Source organism: Pseudomonas laurylsulfatiphila (genome assembly GCF_002934665.1).
In the GTDB taxonomy this organism is placed as follows: Bacteria; Pseudomonadota; Gammaproteobacteria; order Pseudomonadales; family Pseudomonadaceae; genus Aquipseudomonas; species Aquipseudomonas laurylsulfatiphila.
This window is the reverse complement of the sequence record NZ_NIRS01000005.1, coordinates 737229-754513: the sequence shown is the minus strand read 5'-3', so window position 1 is coordinate 754513 and position 17285 is coordinate 737229. Positions and strand designations below refer to the sequence as shown.

The 17285-nt window shown below is 59.7% G+C and carries 15 protein-coding genes; 4 read left to right on the top strand and 11 right to left on the bottom strand.

Annotated elements, in window-relative coordinates:
• Positions 1-5 precede the first annotated feature (5 nt).
• Positions 6-1103 carry an aminopeptidase gene (locus CD175_RS22055; RefSeq protein WP_104450429.1) on the top strand — a complete coding sequence of 366 codons (1098 nt, stop codon included), beginning with the start codon at positions 6-8 and terminating at the stop codon, positions 1101-1103.
• On the opposite strand, the gene CD175_RS22050 is transcribed toward CD175_RS22055, so the two are convergent.
• From CD175_RS22050 to CD175_RS22035, 4 genes are all read right to left on the bottom strand, one after another.
• Positions 1085-2314, bottom strand: a complete 1230-nt coding sequence (locus CD175_RS22050) for a nucleoside recognition domain-containing protein (RefSeq protein ID WP_104450428.1) — start codon at positions 2312-2314, stop codon at positions 1085-1087. The genes CD175_RS22055 and CD175_RS22050 overlap by 19 nt on opposite strands.
• A 192-nt stretch (positions 2315-2506) precedes the next feature.
• Positions 2507-3838, bottom strand: coding sequence for a glutamate/aspartate:proton symporter GltP (gene gltP / locus CD175_RS22045; RefSeq protein ID WP_104450427.1), 1332 nt, complete (start codon positions 3836-3838; stop codon positions 2507-2509).
• Positions 3839-4667: 829 nt separating this feature from the next.
• Positions 4668-4832, bottom strand: coding sequence for a DUF1328 domain-containing protein (locus tag CD175_RS22040; RefSeq protein ID WP_003177151.1), 165 nt, complete (start codon positions 4830-4832; stop codon positions 4668-4670).
• Between the two features lie 72 nt (positions 4833-4904).
• Positions 4905-5192, bottom strand: a complete 288-nt coding sequence (locus tag CD175_RS22035) for a hypothetical protein (RefSeq protein ID WP_104450426.1) — start codon at positions 5190-5192, stop codon at positions 4905-4907.
• A 438-nt stretch (positions 5193-5630) separates the two neighbouring features.
• Here CD175_RS22035 and algB point away from each other — a divergent pair, with 438 nt between their 5' ends.
• Together algB and CD175_RS22025 are read left to right on the top strand one after the other, a co-directional pair.
• Positions 5631-6977: a sigma-54-dependent response regulator transcription factor AlgB gene (gene algB / locus CD175_RS22030; RefSeq protein WP_104450425.1), complete on the top strand. Its 1347-nt coding sequence runs from the start codon at positions 5631-5633 to the stop codon at positions 6975-6977.
• A 10-nt stretch (positions 6978-6987) separates the two neighbouring features.
• Entirely contained in the window at positions 6988-8778 is a 1791-nt protein-coding gene (locus tag CD175_RS22025) for an ATP-binding protein (RefSeq protein ID WP_104450424.1), read from the top strand.
• 7 nt (positions 8779-8785) lie between these two features.
• On the opposite strand, the gene CD175_RS22020 is transcribed toward CD175_RS22025, so the two are convergent.
• The 7 genes from CD175_RS22020 to CD175_RS21985 form a co-directional block, all read right to left on the bottom strand.
• A complete protein-coding gene (locus CD175_RS22020; RefSeq protein WP_104450423.1) occupies positions 8786-10402 on the bottom strand; it encodes an EAL domain-containing protein in 1617 nt (538 codons plus the stop codon).
• A gap of 76 nt (positions 10403-10478) precedes the next feature.
• A complete protein-coding gene (locus CD175_RS22015; protein WP_104450422.1) occupies positions 10479-11258 on the bottom strand; it encodes an N-acetylmuramoyl-L-alanine amidase in 780 nt (259 codons plus the stop codon).
• A gap of 103 nt (positions 11259-11361) precedes the next feature.
• Positions 11362-13368, bottom strand: coding sequence for a GGDEF domain-containing protein (locus CD175_RS22010; RefSeq protein WP_104450421.1), 2007 nt, complete (start codon positions 13366-13368; stop codon positions 11362-11364).
• Positions 13365-14243 carry an endonuclease/exonuclease/phosphatase family protein gene (locus CD175_RS22005; protein WP_007969788.1) on the bottom strand — a complete coding sequence of 293 codons (879 nt, stop codon included), beginning with the start codon at positions 14241-14243 and terminating at the stop codon, positions 13365-13367. The genes CD175_RS22010 and CD175_RS22005 overlap by 4 nt, the downstream gene beginning before the upstream one ends.
• A 14-nt stretch (positions 14244-14257) precedes the next feature.
• The gene (locus CD175_RS22000) at positions 14258-14899 is read right to left on the bottom strand and encodes a thiol:disulfide interchange protein DsbA/DsbL (RefSeq protein ID WP_007969790.1); all 642 of its coding nucleotides are present in this window, start codon (positions 14897-14899) and stop codon (positions 14258-14260) included.
• 199 nt (positions 14900-15098) lie between these two features.
• Positions 15099-15728 carry a c-type cytochrome gene (locus tag CD175_RS21990; RefSeq protein WP_104450420.1) on the bottom strand — a complete coding sequence of 210 codons (630 nt, stop codon included), beginning with the start codon at positions 15726-15728 and terminating at the stop codon, positions 15099-15101.
• A gap of 45 nt (positions 15729-15773) precedes the next feature.
• The gene (locus tag CD175_RS21985; protein WP_104450419.1) at positions 15774-16064 is read right to left on the bottom strand and encodes a c-type cytochrome; all 291 of its coding nucleotides are present in this window, start codon (positions 16062-16064) and stop codon (positions 15774-15776) included.
• 191 nt (positions 16065-16255) lie between these two features.
• Between CD175_RS21985 and yihA the strand changes: the two genes are divergently transcribed.
• The gene (yihA, locus tag CD175_RS21980; protein WP_102674491.1) at positions 16256-16900 is read left to right on the top strand and encodes a ribosome biogenesis GTP-binding protein YihA/YsxC; all 645 of its coding nucleotides are present in this window, start codon (positions 16256-16258) and stop codon (positions 16898-16900) included.
• Positions 16901-17285: the final 385 nt, after the last annotated feature.

The window sequence follows — 17285 nt, the reverse complement described above, 5'->3', positions numbered from 1 at the left end:
TTATTGTGTTCAGGCCGCTTCCTAGCCTTGGGTTACTTGATCGCGTTTTTCGCGTTTTGTTTCCGGGCGTGTTGTTTTTGTTGCTCAACGGTTGCACCAGCATCAGCTATTACAGCCAACTGGCCAGCGGCCAACTGCAGTTGCTGCGGGCCAGGGAGCCGGTTTCCAGTGTGATTGCCGACCCGGCGCGCGACCAAAAACTGCGTATACACCTGGAGCAATCACAAAAGGCCCGAACGTTCGCCAGCCAGCAATTGCACTTGCCGGATAACCAAAGTTACCGCTTGTACGCGGACATTGGCCGTCCCTTCGTCGTCTGGAATGTCTTCGTCACGCCGGAATTTTCCCTCAAGCCTGTAAACCACTGCTTTCCCATCGCCGGCTGCGTGGCCTACCGCGGGTACTACAGTCAGAGCGCAGCGCGCGGCGAAGCAGCCTTGCAACGCTTGCAGGGCATGGATGTGTCGATTGGCGGCGTCGAGGCCTATTCGACACTCGGCTGGTTCAACGACCCGATCATCAGTTCGATGATGGGCTGGGGAGATGAGCGACTGGCCACGCTGATTTTTCACGAGCTGGCCCATCAGCGCGTCTATGTGAAGGACGACACTGAGTTCAACGAATCCTTTGCCACCTTCGTCGAGCAGGAAGGTACTCGCCAATGGCGTGCCTATCGCCACCTGCCACCGGACAACAATGCTCAGGCGCGTCAGCGCGACCAGTTCACGGAGTTGGTGCTGGAAACCCGCGCCCGGCTGGAAAAGCTCTACGCCTTGCCGTTGCCAACCGAACAGATGCGCCAGCGCAAGGCGGTCGAGTTCGAGCGCTTGCGCAGCGAATACCGGCAACTGCGCGACAGTCAGTGGGCGGGAGACAAACGCTACGACGCCTGGGTCCATGCCCCCATGAACAATGCCCGGCTATTGCCGTTTGGCCTGTACGACCAGTGGGTACCGGCATTTGATGCGCTGTTCCATCAGGTGGATGGCGATTGGCCCAGGTTCTATGCCGCCGTGGAAAAGCTCGGTGGCTTGCCGACGGAAGAGCGCAAGGCCGCGCTCAAGGCGCTGGCTGACGGCGCCGATCAACCAAAGAACCAGTAGCAAACGCCGATTGCACCCAGCACCCCGGCAAGCTCCGCCAGCAATGCGCAGCCAACCGCATGGCGTGCGCGCTGGATGCCCACGGCACCGAAGTACACCGCCAGCACATAGAACGTCGTTTCGGTACTGCCCTGGATTGTCGCCGCGACCAGCGCCGGGAAGCTGTCCACGCCCGAGGTCTTCATGGTTTCAATCAGCATCGCCCGGGCGGCGCTACCCGAGAAGGGTTTGACCATCGCCGTCGGCAGCGCATCGACGAAACGCGTGTCCCAACCGGCCCACGCCACCAGATGACGAATCCCGTCCAGGCCGAAGTCCAGCGCCCCGGAGGCCCGCAGGACACCTACCGCGCAGAGCATCGCCACCAGATAAGGCAGCAGGTTCTTGGCGACGTCGAAACCCTCCTTGGCACCTTCAACGAAGGCCTCGTACACCTTCACTTTGCGCAGCGCGCCGATCAGCAGGAACAGCATGATCAGGCCAAACAGCGTCAGGTTGCCGAGGATCGATGACAAGCCGGCCAGCGCGGTCGCCGAAAGGGTCGCCAGCAACGCCATGAAACCACCGAGGGCGAGGGCGCCGGGGATCAGGTAGGCCAGCACCACCGGGTCCCAGATGCGCAGGCGCTGCATGAACGCCACCGCCAGGAAGCCGACAATGGTCGAGCAACTGGTCGCCAGCAGGATCGGCAGGAACACCAGCGTCGGGTCAGGCGCGCCTTGCTGGGCGCGATACATGAAGATCGTCACCGGCAGCAGCGTCAGCGAAGAGGCGTTGAGCACCAGGAACAGGATCTGTGCGTTGCTGGCGACGGTAGCGCTGGGGTTGAGTTCTTGCAGCGCTTTCATGGCCTTGAGGCCGATAGGCGTGGCGGCGTTGTCCAGACCGAGGCCGTTGGCGGCGAAGTTCAGGGTGATCAGGCCGATGGCCGGATGACCCGGCGGGACTTCAGGCATCAGGCGCAAAAACAATGGTCCCAAGGCCCTGGCCAACCATTCGACGATGCCGGCCTTCTCGGCAATGCGCAGAAAACCCAGCCAGAGGGTGAGGGTGCCGAACAGCAGCACCATGACCTCGACCGACAGCTTGGCCATGGCAAAAATGCTCTCCACCATCGCCGCGAATATCCCGGCGTTGCCACCAATCAGCCACTGCGCCAGCGCCGAAACGGCTGCCACGATGAAGAAGCCAAGCCACAGGCCATTGAGCATCAGTCAAATCCCCCAAAAGATCCGCGAATGATAGCGGGGTGGCCAGAAACGACAAACCCCGGATTTATCCGGGGTTCATTGAAATTCCACACATCTGTAGGAGCCGGCTTGCTGGCGATTGCCACACCGCGGTGCACCTGTCGCTCCGCGTTATCGTTCATCGCCGGCGAGCCGGCTCCTACAGGGGGTGTATCAGTTTTTGGAAACTTCACCCGCCGGCAGCTTTTCCTTGCTACGCCAGTGCGGCAGAGAGTTCCAGTAACGCTGGCCCTTGGCGTCGTCGTACATGCCTTCCCAACGAGCGATTACAAGAACAGCCAGGGCGTTGCCGATCACGTTCAGTGCGGTACGGGCCATGTCCATGACGCGGTCGACACCGGCGATGAACGCCAGGCCTTCCAGAGGAATACCGACGCTGCCGAGGGTGGCCAGCAGGACCACAAAGGACACGCCCGGTACGCCGGCGATGCCTTTGGAGGTGACCATCAACGTCAGGACCAGCAGCAGTTGCTGGCTGATCGACAGGTCGATGCCGTACAGCTGGGCAATGAAGATCGCCGCAATGCTTTGGTACAGGGTCGAACCGTCGAGGTTGAACGAATAGCCGGTCGGTACCACAAAGCTGCAAATGGCTTTCGGCGCGCCGTAGGCTTCCATCTTCTCGATCACGCGGGGCAGCACGGTTTCGGAGCTGGCGGTGGAATAAGCCAGTACCAGCTCATCCTTGAAGATGCGCATCAGCTTGATCACCGAGAAGCCGAACAGGCGAGCGATCAGGCCCAGGATCACGAACGCGAAGAAGGCGATGGCGACGTAAACCAGGATCACCAGTTTGGCCAGCGGTATCAACGACGCGAAGCCGAAGTTGGCCACGGTCACTGCGATCAGCGCGAACACGCCGATCGGGGCGTAGTTCATGATCATGTGAGTGACCTTGAACATGCTTTCCGACACGCCCTGGAACATCTTCACCAGCGGCTCGCGCAGGTCCGCCTGCAGGCTCGACAGCCCGAGACCGAACAATACGGAGAAGAAGATGATCGGCAGCATTTCGCCGCGAACCATGGCCGCGAAGATGTTCGACGGAATCAGGTTGAGGATGGTTTCGATGAACGCGTGCTCATGCTGGACCTCGGCCGCCGTCGCCTGGTACTTGGAAATGTCCACAGTACCCAGGGTGCTCATGTCGATGCCGGCACCCGGATGGAACAGGTTGGCCAGCAGCAGACCGACCACGATGGCGATGGTCGTGACGATTTCGAAGTAGATGATGGTCTTGAAGCCGATGCGTCCCAGCTTCTTGGCGTCACCGACGCCGGCAATGCCGACGATCAAAGAGGAGATGACGATCGGGATCACGATCATCTTGATCAGACGGATAAAGATATCGCCTGCTGGTTGCAGGACGTTGCTGATCCACCAGGCTTTTTCGGCACTGAAATGGTTGAGCAGCGCACCGATTGCTATCCCCAATACCAGACCGATGAGGATCTGCCAGGCGAGGCTAAGCTTTGCCTTCTTCATATCTTTACCCTTACTTGCGTTTGACTCAGGGAGATGCGCGAACTGGAACGCTCGTGGCGAAAAAGTCTAGTGCATCTACCCCCCGTATAAGGTGCCCCGGAGCGCGTGTTTGCGGCTCTCTGGCAGGCGAAAAAAGGCGCAACTATTCCGATGCAAGGAAGCGCCGTCTAATGCCGTAAACGCCTACCCTATGCCGAATCGGCATGAGGTTTTTCCGCTGAACGCGACGTCGCAATCGGTTCGATTGCGACATTTCGGCAGGCATAAGCGCCGTGAGCCGGTCATCACAGAGCAGATTGAATGTTTTTTGAGCAGTGGCCGAGCGTTGTTTTTTCAGCAAAATCCCGCAGGACAAAGCGAAAAATCGCGGCCAAAAAAAAGGGATTTTTCTCGATATACGGTCGCCTGTGAAACACCGGGAAAAGTAATTTCCGACGTAACAGGGACAAGGACGCGATAACAGTGATGAAATCGAGACGAGCGCTCTATTTCAATGTGTTGCGTGATCCAGCCCTTCGCAAGCTCGTCGAGCCATGGTGGTCCGGCGAACTTGCGCAGCAGCTTTTCCTGACCCGGTCCTTACGCAAGTACTCCCTGTACCCGTAGGTCACTCCGCCCCTGAAACAGGCAGAACGTCCCGACCCCTTGGTCATGCGCCAGCCTTCCTCAGGTGACGCAGATAGAAAGAGGCGCTGTGACCTCCTTCGTGTACAAATTCCGGACCCAGCATCAGAGTCTCAGGCATGCCGGGGAAACCTCAGCCCGCATGCCATGGCACTACCGCCCTGATAGCAGGGCGGCTGCCAGCGTCTTGAACAAACCGTTCATGTCAGCCTCGACCGCGACGGCCAAAGAAGAAGGAAGCAATGAACATCACCAGGAACACGACAAACAGAATCTTGGCGATACCCGTGGCGGTGCCCGCGATACCACCGAAGCCCAGAACTGCGGCGATGATGGCAATGATCAGGAATGTGATTGCCCAGCTCAACATGGTGATTCTCCTTACGCTTCTATTTAGAGGTGTTGCGTTTCCCGGCACATCGCTGCGGCGGAAATTGTTTACCTAGAACACCCAGCGCTCCTGATGACGTATCTCACCCGCAGGCCCGGCCTGGTCGACGTCCATCATGCGCATCGGGGTGCTATCGGCCTGAAGGCTGCCAACAGCACTGAAGTGGGTTTGGGTCGGATGCTGAATCGACAGTTGTGGCGCTTGCGGCTGCTGACTCTGCTCCCAGCGCAGAAACTGTTGGCCGCCGATAAGGGTGAGCAACAGCGCCAGAACAGCAAACAGTCCTTGCTGAATATGCACAGGCGAGAGGTGCAGGTGGGCGGCACGTTGACGGTTCATCCTGGAGCTCCTACCACTCGGGTCGGTATTCGATAGCGGGCGTTTGTTTTTGAATGCCCTGGTCAACCAGACAATTGCAGCCCGCATGCCAGCATTGAATCGAATTAATTACCTTTAATATCAATATCTTACGATCATCAAGAAAATCACATCGTACGCATCCTGCACGATGCCACTTGTGCAGTCGTGCGTATTGCACGATTCGTTTGAAGGAAGGTGTAAATTTTTTGAATTGAGAGGAGGACGCAGATGTCAGAAATACACGCTGGCCGCTGTCGGAAACCGGGCATCTATTAAAAGACCCGCTACATCAGCCGGCGAACCGATACATCTGATGAAAGCTACCCTGCCATGACAGGAATGGCTCAGAATCAATCATGCAACTTGCCCGATTTCTCCGGGACTAAATCAAGATCATTCATTAAGGAGCGTAGGAAAATGGAATCAGCCACTGAGCACCAAGGCCGCATTCTGCTGGTGGATGATGAGTCCGCCATCCTGCGTACTTTCCGTTACTGCCTCGAAGACGAAGGCTACAGCGTTGCCACCGCCACCAGCGCCGCGCAGGCAGAAGCCCTGTTGCAGCGGCAGGTCTTCGACCTGTGCTTCCTCGATTTGCGTCTGGGCGAAGACAACGGCCTGGATGTGCTGGCTCAGATGCGTATCCAGGCGCCCTGGATGCGAGTGGTGATCGTCACTGCGCACTCAGCCGTCGACACGGCGGTGGATGCGATTCAGGCCGGTGCCGCCGACTATCTGGTCAAGCCGTGCAGCCCCGATCAATTGCGCTTGGCAACCGCCAAGCAACTGGAAGTGCGGCAGCTGTCGGCGCGGCTGGAAGCCCTGGAAGGTGAGGTGCGCAAGCCCAAGGATGGTCTGGACTCCCACAGCCCGGCCATGAAAGTGGTACTCGAGACCGCGCGCCAGGTGGCCACGACCGATGCCAATATCCTGATTCTCGGTGAATCCGGCACCGGCAAGGGCGAGCTGTCCCAAGCCATTCACGGCTGGAGCAAACGCGCGAAGAAATCCTGCGTCACGATCAACTGCCCGTCGCTGACCGCCGAGCTTATGGAAAGCGAACTCTTCGGCCACAGTCGCGGCGCCTTCACCGGTGCCAGCGAAAGCACCCTGGGCCGAGTCAATCAGGCGGACGGCGGGACGCTGTTTCTCGACGAAATCGGCGACTTTCCGCTGACATTGCAGCCGAAATTGCTGCGTTTCATTCAGGACAAAGAATATGAGCGCGTCGGTGACCCGGTGACCCGCCGTGCCGATGTGCGCATCCTTGCAGCCACCAACCTCAACCTCGAGGACATGGTCCGCGATGGTCGTTTCCGTGAAGACCTGCTCTATCGCCTGAATGTCATTACCCTGCACCTGCCGCCACTACGCGAACGCCGTGAAGATATTCTCAACCTGGCCGATCGTTTCCTGGCGCGTTTCGTCAAGGAGTATGCCCGTCCCGCGCGCACGTTGAGCGACGAGGCCCGGGAAGCGCTGCTGGGCTATCGCTGGCCGGGCAACATCCGTGAGCTGCGCAACGTGATCGAGCGCGCGAGCATCATCTGTCCGCAGGAGCGGGTCGAGATCAGTCATCTGGGCATGGCCGAAACCCCGGTCAACAACGCACCGCGCATCGGCGCAGCGCTGAGCCTGGATGAGCTGGAAAAGGCCCACATCGGCGCGGTCCTCGCCACCGCCGACACGCTGGACCAAGCGGCAAAAACCCTGGGCATCGATGCTTCGACGCTGTACCGCAAACGCAAGCAGTACAACTTGTGAGCAATAGGCGATGAAACTGGCGATGAAATTGCGGACCCGGCTTTTCCTGAGCATCTCCGCACTGATCACCGTCGCCTTGCTCGGGCTCCTGCTCGGGCTGGTCAGCGTGATGCAGATGGCCGGCAGCCAGGAAGCACTGACCCGCAGTAACTTCATCACCCTGGACCTGGGACTCAAGCTGCGCCAGACCCTGGGTGACCAACTGATCATTATGCTCAGCGAGAAGCCTGACTCCGCCGCTTTCGCCGCCTCGAAGCAGCGTTACTTCGAATTGCTGGAGGAAGGCATCGCCCAGGAACCCGAGCAGAACGCAAGCGAGTACGGCTTCAGAAAAGCCAAGGCTGACTACGAGCGCTTTATCGAAGCTTATGAGGCGTCCCCGGACCCTTCGACTGTGCTCAGCAGCCATGACAACCTGACGGAAAAATTCAACTCACTGCGCAATGGTCTGATCGCCGAGCACAAGCGCGCTCTGGATAACATCAACGATACCGAGCGCCAGGCCCGGGAGCGGGCACTGCTGATCGCCGGGCTGCTCGCCCTGGTGGGGCTGGCGGTGCTGATCATCGGCTTCGTGACCGCGCAGGCCATTGCCCGGCGTTTCGGGGCGCCTATCGAAGCCTTGGCCAAGGCAGCGGACAATATCGGCCAGGGCAATTTCGATGTCACCCTGCCGATCTCCTCGGCAGTGGAGCTCAACCAGTTGACCCGGCGTTTCGGGATCATGGCCCAGGCGCTGCGTGAACATCAGGCCACCAATGTCGATGAGTTGCTGGCCGGCCAGCAGCGTTTGCAGGCCGTGCTCGACAGCATCGACGACGGGCTGCTGATGATCGACCGTCAGGGCCATCTGGAACACCTTAACCCTGTGGCCCAGCGTCAGCTGGGCTGGGAGTCCGATCGCCTGGGACAGGGATTGGGCACGGCGCTGGAGCGCCCTGAACTCGATGAGCAGCTGCAACTGGTGCTGCGCGGCGGCACTCTGGAGCGGGCGCCGGAGGACTTGAGTGTCGAAGTCGACGGCGAGTCGCGACTGCTGACCTATAGCCTGACCCCGGTCAGCCACACCCAGGGCCATATTCTCGGGGCCGTGATGGTGTTGCATGACGTCACGGAGCAGCGAGCCTTCGAACGGGTACGCAGCGAATTTGTATTGCGCGCCTCCCATGAATTGCGCACACCGGTCACCGGCATGCACATGGCCTTCGGATTGTTCCGCGAGCGCGCGCACTTTGCCCCGGACTCCCGGGAAGCCGACCTGCTCGATACCGTGAATGAAGAGATGCAGCGGCTGATGCAGCTGATCAATGACCTGCTGAATTTCTCGCGTTACCAGAACGGTTTGCAGAAACTCACCTTGGCGCCGTGTTCCATCGAGGCGCTGCTGGAACAGGCTGAGTCACGCTTTGCCGCATCGGCCGCCGAGAAGGACATCAGTCTGCTGGTGGAAGTGCAGGGGCCTTTGCCGCGTTTGCAGGCCGATCAGCCACAACTGGAGCGGGTGCTCGATAATTTGCTCGACAACGCCTTGCGTCACACCGGTTCCGGCGGGCGGATACGCCTGCACGCCCGGCGCCACGGCGATCGGGTCATCGTCAGTGTCGAGGACAATGGCGAAGGCATCGCCTACGGTCAGCAAGGGCGGATCTTCGAGCCGTTCGTGCAGGTCGGACGCAAGAAAGGCGGCGCCGGTCTTGGCCTGGCATTGTGCAAGGAAATCGTGCAATTGCATGGCGGGCGGATGGGCGTCTATTCACGGCCGGGGCAGGGTACTCAGTTCTACATGGCGCTGACGGTTTAGATCGCAGTCACGCCTCGTCATCCAGGCGCCGGCCGCCCGCCCGACGTCGCCCCCGGGTTATCAATTCAATGAACTGAACCGCGCTCAGCGCGTGGGCGAACAGCCAGCCCTGGCCGAACTTCACGCCTTCACTGCTCAGGAACTCGGCCTGGGCCTCATGTTCGATGCCCTCGGCAATCACCTTCAAATGCAGCGATTGGGCCATGTGAATGATGTGCGGGGCCACACCGCTGCTGGCGGCATCATGGCCCAACGCATCAATGAACGCCTTGTCGATTTTCAGGCAGTCCACCGGCAGGGTTTGCAAATAGGCGAGGCTGCAGTAGCCGGTGCCAAAATCATCGATCAACACCTGGTGCCCGACATCCCGCAGCGATTGCAGGTTTTCCCGGGCCACCACCACATCGACCAGCCCACGCTCGGTAACCTCGAAGGCGATTTGCCGCGCAGCGACGCGGTGCAGGGTCAGCAGCCTCGCCATCACCTGGCCGATGCGCGGAACCATCACATCACACGCCGCGAGATTGACCGAGATGTACAGTTGCGGGTTGGCACGCAGCAACTGGCCGAGTTGCTCGAGCAAGCGTTGCAAGACGAAATCCGTCATCTGGCGAATCTGCCCGGTGTCCTCCGCCATCGGAATGAACAGGTCGGGACTGGTCAGGGTACCGTCCGGTCTGCGCCAGCGCAGCAGCGCTTCAGCCCCGACACAGTTGCGGCTATCGAGGTCGAAGATCGGTTGATACAGCACCTGCAACTCGCCCCGTCGGATCGCTCCGGCCAGTTCGGCATCCAGCGACTGCCGCTGTTGCACCAGCAGGAACACCAGGAACCCGACGCATATGCCCAGTGCAATACTGGCCGGCAGCAGCCACCACCAGACCGACGGGATATGCATGCCCGTACGCAGGCTGATCAACACCAGTTGATACTCCGGGTTGTCGGTGGGCATGCGGTATATCAGGCGTGTCTGGGTGATCTGCAGCGCATCACGGTTTTTCGGGGGCCAGGCCTCAACCGGCGGCCAGATCTGGGAAGACCCCAATACCGGAATCGCGCGCGTACCATGGTCCAGGACGACCAGCAGGCTGCTGCCCGGCGACAGGTCGACCATATCGGTCAAATGCCCCCGAGAGGTCGCGACCCGGAAATTCCCGCGCCCCAGCATCAGGGCGGCGCGGTTTTCATCGGGTTCGGTGGTGGTGTTGAGCCAATAGCTGTAGGTCGGGCCTTTGATGTCTGGCGATCGAATCAGCGACAGCCCTTCCTGGCGAGGGCGATTGGAGCAGATTCGCGAGGAGTCCATGTAGGCGGCTTCGTAGACGAAGCGATAATTGAACGTAACCTGTTGCAAGGTCGCGATCATTTCAGCATCGCAACCGCGCAACGGTTGCGCTTCAAGGTCGTCCAGGCTTTCACGCAGTTGCCCGAAGAGCTGTTCCAGGCGGGCGAGAAAGCGCTCACCCTGAGCATTCATTTCTTCGCTTTCGTTTTGCTCGACCTGATGAATGGCGACGAACAGGCTGCCGGCCATCAATAACGTTGCGCTCAAGACAGCCGACATCAGCCCCAGGAACCAGGGGCGATGGAACCAACTACGGAAGGTCTCTCGAGCAGCAGTCATTGCGTAATATCCGATGGATTACCAATGAGTTATAGCTGCTGATTGGGAAAAAGCCCTGACCGCCGGGCGGGCGCCATTATTTTGTCTGGTTCAACACCAAAAGCAGCGCGGCGGTTTGCGCATCCGGAGTGCCATCGAAGCGTGCCGGGCGGAAGTGCATCTGGAAGGCCGCTATCACATGTCGTGTCGCAACATCTAGCTCGCCGGTTTGTGGCGAGGCATAACCCAGGCGGGCCAATTGCGCCTGAAACCAGCCGATGCTCGGCAACTGATCGGCGAACAGCATTTGCTGGCGCGCGACCGCCTGTTCGTTCGGCCAGATACCCAGGCCTTCGGCAGCCAGACGCTTCCAGGGGAACAGCGGCCCCGGGTCCAGTTTGCGCAACGGCGCAATATCGCTATGGCCGATGATGTCGCGAGGCTTGATGCCCTGACGCTTGCTGATGTCCTTGAGCAATACGATCAAGGACTGAACCTGATCTTCGCTGTAGGGGTACCACACGCGTCCGGCTGGAGTGTCCTTGAACCCCGGGTTGACGATTTCGATACCGATGGAACTGGAATTCAGCCAGGTCCGGCCATCCCATTCGCTCTCCCCGGCGTGCCAGGCGCGAACGTTTTCATCCATCAGCTTGTAGATTGTGGCGCCCTTGTCGTCACCGATCAGGTAATGACTGCTGACTTCGCCGTGGGTCAGCAGTTGCAGCGAACGCTCCAGCGAGGCGTTGGTGTAATGCACCACCACGAACTGCACACGGCTGTCGTAATTGGCTGAAGGGTGACTGGTGTCAAAACGGGGACCGCTGGCGCAGCCGGCCAGCACAACAAGTGACACGATCAGAGCAAGATATTTCATGGCGAAAGGCAGTACACACAAGACAATAATGCAACAGTGTAACGTAATGCCTTGGGGGCTGACGGCAATCGCCACGAATTAAACAAAATGGAACAAATAATGCTCAGCCCGGCTCCACGCGGTTGCGTCCGGCATTCTTTGCACGGTACAACGCCTGATCGGCTCTTTTAAGCACTTGATCGCTGTGCTCACCCGGCCTGAACGCCGACATTCCGACAGACACGGTAATGGTCACCGGCTCTCCCTTGAAGTGGAACGGACAGGCCTCGATGGAGGCACGCAGACTTTCCAGCAACTTCAGACCCGCCGCCGGCACCGTGGATGGCATTAACAGCACAAACTCTTCTCCGCCGAACCGGGCAATGAAGTCCGTTCCGCGAAGACGCTTGCGCAACACGTTGGCAATGATCTTCAGCACCTTGTCACCGGCCAGGTGCCCGTAGTTATCGTTGATGCGCTTGAAATGATCGAGGTCGAGCATGGCCAGCAACAGCGTATTGCCATGTTGCTGCCATTGTTTGACTTCATGATCCAGGCGCTCGCTCCAGGCCGCGCGGTTGGGCAGGCCGGTCAACGGGTCGACCAACGCCTTCTGCCGTTGCTCCTCAAGATGCTCACGGTAACCCTGGGCCTCCCGCTCCATATGGGCAACGCGCTCGGCCAGGCTGTGCAGGCGCGCAGCGACCTCTTGCTCGCGCTCATCGCGTTGTTTCTGGTGCTGGTCCATGGTGCCCAGCAAGCCTTCGAGATGGTTTTCCAGAACGTGCTTGAGATCTTCGAGGTCCGCGGCTTCCTGCATGCTGCTTTGCAAGCCATCAACCTGTTCGCGGATCTGCGTGTCCATCTGCCGCGCAGCCGAACGGTTGTCGGCGTGTCCTGCGGTGGCGGCCTGCAGGTTGCTCTGGAACGATTCGAGGCGCTCGTTCAGTCGTTGCAGGTAGGCTTCGAACTCATGCTGGCCGCTGTCGGTAATGGCCAGCATCAACGTGGCGAAGTCGTCGAGAATCGGTAGTAATTCGTACCAATTCAGACCGTTTTTCAGACGATCGCGCATGGATTCGGCTTGCGGGCGATGACGCTCGGGCAATGTCAGGTCTTCGAGCAGCCCCAGCAGCGTGTCTTCGATGTGGCTCGCCACCGAGCTGTAGGAGGGCTCAGGGGAATCCGGGAGTGCGTAGAAAGTGTCGTGCCCGGATAGAGGCTGATCTGCGGCGACCACCTCCGCTGTCGGATTCGCAAGCAAGGCCAGGCTATCCGGCGATGCTGGCGCGGTCAGCTCGTCGGGGTTCACTTGCGACTCAAGAGGTGTTTCCGGGGTCGGCTTCTCGGCTGACTCGGTTTCTGCCGCGCCTGCCATGGCGGGTTGAGGCTGCGCGACGGCAGGTTCCAGGGCCACTACTGCCGGAGCAGGGGAAGCCTCGACAGGCTCGGTCGGCGCGGATTCCTCTGCAACTCGCTCAGCCGTGGCTACTTCGCAGATTGCCGTCTCAATCGCGACCGGGGCCGACTCGATAATCGCCGCAGGGCTCTCGGCTGCGGGGGCCGCCGGCGCAGGAGAAGCAGTCGATCCCACCGCCTCTTCCGCTTCACGACCGCCGAACAACCGCTGGAGCAAGCCCGGCCGACCAGGCTCCGTCGGGGTCTCCAGCTGGCTCAGGGCCTTGCCTTGCAAGCCACTCAGCTCGCTGAGCAACAAGGGTATCTCGCGCGCCTGACTGACCCGCGCATCCAGTTGCTTGGCGAAACTCTTGAGTGGCCGGCTCACTTCTCGTGGCAGCGGCAATGTTTGCAGTTGAGTGACCAGTGCGGTCAGGGCGGCACTGGTCTGGTTGATCCGGGTTTCCCGACGCTGTTCGGAGTCGAGCACGGCTTTTTCCAGGCGTGGAATCAGCGCGGCCAGGCCGGCGTCCATGTCGTCGGTACGCACGACCTCGCGCATTTCCTTCATGCATTGGTCAACCGCGCGGTCAGTACCTTCCGCCGCCAGGGTGCTGCGCACCAGCCCGCGCCGCAGCAAATCGAGCCGCGCGTCCCAACGACGTTCGAGCTTTTCCTGTTGTTCGATGCTTTTGAGGTATTTCTCTTTCCAGCGCTGTGTTTCGTCGCTCATTCATGGGTTCCGCGAGGGGCAGGACTCAACGCGGGCAATGCATCGGCCGTGAGCGAACCCGGCAGACGAATCTCTACCGCGACCGGCAGGTGATCGGAAATGGGCTGTGCCAGCACCTCGACCTTTTCCAGGGTCAGGCTCGGGCTCAGCAGGATATGGTCCAGACAGCGCTGTGGACGCCAGCTGGGGAACGTTGCTTCCATTTGCGGCGCGAGCAGGCCGAGATCGCGCAACGCGGAATTTTGCAGCAGGTCACTGGCATGGGTGTTCATGTCGCCCATCAGTACCTGGTGTTTGTAGTCGCCAATCAGATCGCGGATGTAGGCCAGTTGCAGGCTGCGCGCCCGGGCGCCCAGCGCCAGGTGCATCATGACGACCACCAGTGCTTCCGGGCCTTCGCCGAAGCGTACCAGGATGGCTCCGCGCCCCTTCGGGCCCGGCAGCGGATGATCTTCGATGGCCCACGGGCGCAATCGGCTGAGCACGCCATTGCTGTGCTGGGCCAGGCGTCCGAGATTGCGATTGAGTTGTTGATACCAGTAGGGGAAGGCGCCGAGCTGGGCCAGATGCTCAACCTGATTGACGTAGCCTGAACGCAGGCTGCCACCATCGGCCTCCTGCAAGGCGACCAGATCGAAGTCGCCCAGCAGATTGCCGATCTTCTGCAGATTGTCGGCACGCCCGGTGTGCGGCAGCAGATGCTGCCAGCCCCGGGTCAGGTAATGCCGATAGCGCTCGGTGCTGATGCCGACCTGGATATTGAAACTGAGCAAGCGCAGACGACTGTCTGCGGGCAGGCCCGTGGACTCCAGATGATGCTCGTTGACCCGCGGATCATGCAGGCCAACGATGCGTTCAGTACCCCATCGGCGCATGGCAGTGACTGCCCTTAGTTGGCGGCAGCCTTGTTAGCCGCTCGCTCTTTGTCGATCAGTTTGTCGGCCAGTTGCAGGGCCTGTTCGGCACCGCCGGCGGAGCCTACGTCAAAGCGGTACTTGCCGTTGACGATCATGGTTGGAACGCCGGAGATTTCATACTTCTTGGCCAGTTCACGAGCCTTGACGATCTGGCCCTTGATAGCGAAAGAGTCGAAAGTCGCGAGGAACTTGTCCTTGTCCACGCCTTGGGTAGCGAGGAAGTCGGCCATGTCATTCTTGTCGGTCAGTTTCTTGTGCTCTTTCTGAATCGCGTTGAACACCGCAGCGTGAACGTTGTGCTCGACACCCATGGCTTCAAGGGTCAGGAACATCTGGCCGTGAGCATCCCACGGGCCACCGAACATGGCTGGAATGCGCACGAAGTTCACGTCCGAAGGCAGCTTCTCGGCCCAGGGATTGATCACGGGTTCGAAGGCATAGCAATGCGGGCAGCCGTACCAGAACAGCTCTACCACTTCGATCTTGCCAGGCACGGCGACCGGAACCGGATTGCTCAGTTCGACATAAGGTGCGGCGGGGGCTTCAGCGGCCTGGGCAGTCATGCCGAACAGGCTGGCAGCGGCAAAAACGGCGCTGATGATCAGATTACGCATGCTTCACTCCTGGACAAATTTTTCGCCTCGCGCGACGTGTTTTCAGACAGGTCCTGGCGGGCTTGAGTTCTGTAGTGTAACGGCAGCGGCCACAAAAAAGGGCGGCCAAGGCCACCCTTTTTATACTCGTTGCAACGGATTAATCGAGCGTTAACGTTGAAGGCGATATGTACCGCGCTCAACGCCCGATCCGCCGGCCTTAGTGCAGGCCCTGGATGTAGCTGGACACCGCGGCGATGTCTTCGTCGCTCAGCTTCTTGGCAATGGTCTGCATGGTCTTGGCATCGCCATCGTTGGTGCGGCCGCCGTCTTCCTTGCGGAAATCGGTCAGTTGCTTGGCGATGTATTGAGCGTGCTGGCCGCCCAGGTGCGGGAAGCCGGCGGCTGCGTTGCCGGCGCCGTTCGGAGAGTGACAACCGGTGCAGGCTGGCATGCCCTTGGCCAGGTCACCGCCACGGAACAGGGCTTCACCGCGAGCGACGACTTTAGGATCGGCGGCACCGACGCTGCCTTTCTGGCTGGCGAAGTAGGCGGCGATGTCCGCCAGGTCCTGATCGCTCAGGTTGGTCAGCAGGCCGGTCATTTCCAGAACGGTGCGCTTGCCCGACTTGATGTCGTGCAATTGCTTGGTCAGGTAGCGTTCACCCTGACCCGCCAGTTTTGGAAAGTTTGGCGCCATGCTGTTGCCATCCGGGCCGTGGCAGGCGCCACAGACGGCGGCTTTGGCCTGGCCAGCTTTAGCATCACCCGGTTGTACTGCCTCACCTGCAGCATGGGCTATGCCGGAGATGCCCACGGTCAACAGCAGACTCACGATCAATTTCTTCATCAGCTAATCCAACTACGGCTAAGGGTTAAGAGTTATGGACCGGGCTTACTCGCTCATCCAATGGATGATGGCTTGGTAATCCTCGGCACTGCAGTCCATGCACAAACCACGCGGCGGCATCGCCTTGAAACCCTGGGTCACGTGTTGCACCAGCGTCTCCATACCTTTCGCCAACCTCGGCGTCCAAGCATCCTGATCGCCTTTTTTCGGCGCCATGGGTAATTGGCCGGAATGACAGGCACCACAAACACGGTTGTACACAGCTTCCGGATCCTGTGTAGCCTGAGCGCTGTAAAGCGGCATCAAGACACCGGCAGCTAGCAGCCATTTCGTCATAAAACGACCTTTTCAGGGTTGAGAGCGTGCTGCGTTCTAGTGCGCAATCAAGGTCTGTCGCTCTCGTGAACTTCATCCTACGCTGGGACAAAGCGCACACAAAATCTGCGGCATTATATACTGGCGTCACTGAAACGGAAGCGACACTGCTTGCCGCACCCATTCCTGGCGCCGCCCACATCGGAAATCCCATGCAACTCAAGAATCCCATCCTCGGTCTGTGCCAACAGTCCACCTTCATGCTCAGCGCCGCCAAAGTCGACCAATGTCCGGATGACGAGGGCTTCGAAGTCGCCTTCGCCGGGCGTTCCAACGCCGGCAAATCGAGTGCCTTGAACACCCTGACCCACGCCAGCCTGGCGCGCACCTCGAAAACTCCGGGGCGCACGCAACTGTTGAATTTCTTCAAGCTAGACGATGAACGCCGTCTGGTCGACCTGCCGGGCTACGGTTATGCAAAAGTACCGATCCCGCTCAAGCAACACTGGCAGCGTCACCTGGAAGCGTACCTGGGTGGCCGCGAGAGTTTGAAAGGCCTGATCCTGATGATGGACATCCGCCATCCGATGACCGATTTCGACCTGCTGATGCTCGATTGGGCCGTGGCTGCCGGCATGCCGATGCACATTCTGCTGACCAAAGCGGACAAGCTGACCTATGGCGCGGCCAAGAACACGCTGCTCAAGGTTCAGGCGGAAATCCGCAAGGGCTGGGGCGATCTGGTGACGATTCAGCTGTTCTCGGCCCCGAAACGCATGGGCCTGGAAGAAGCCTATACCGTACTGGCAGGCTGGATGGAGCTGGCGGACAAGGGTGTCGAGGTAGAAGCCCAATAAAAATCGAAAACTGTTTGTGGTGCGCTTAGGCAAGGTAAAAGCGCGGCTCGAAACGGTCGGGGTCGCGCTCGACTTTAGGAGCCTAAATGAGCATTTCGAGCCGCGCTTTTAACGCAGCATGAGCGTGCCACAGGCAGTTTTCAGGCAAAAAAAACCCCGGACTTCATATGGGGAGGGAGAAGTTCCGGGGTTCAAGCTCTAGACCGCTAGGGCGGGGTCCAGATATCTGCCAACACTTAACACAACATAGGAGCATCGAAGGGCTTCACCAGCCATTCAGTACCTCTGAGTGGTGCTCCGCAAGATTAGTTCAGATTTTTTTCAAATAGCTTTGAAATAACGCCGATAACCTTCCGGACTAAGCTGTTTGCGCTCTTCTGCCGCG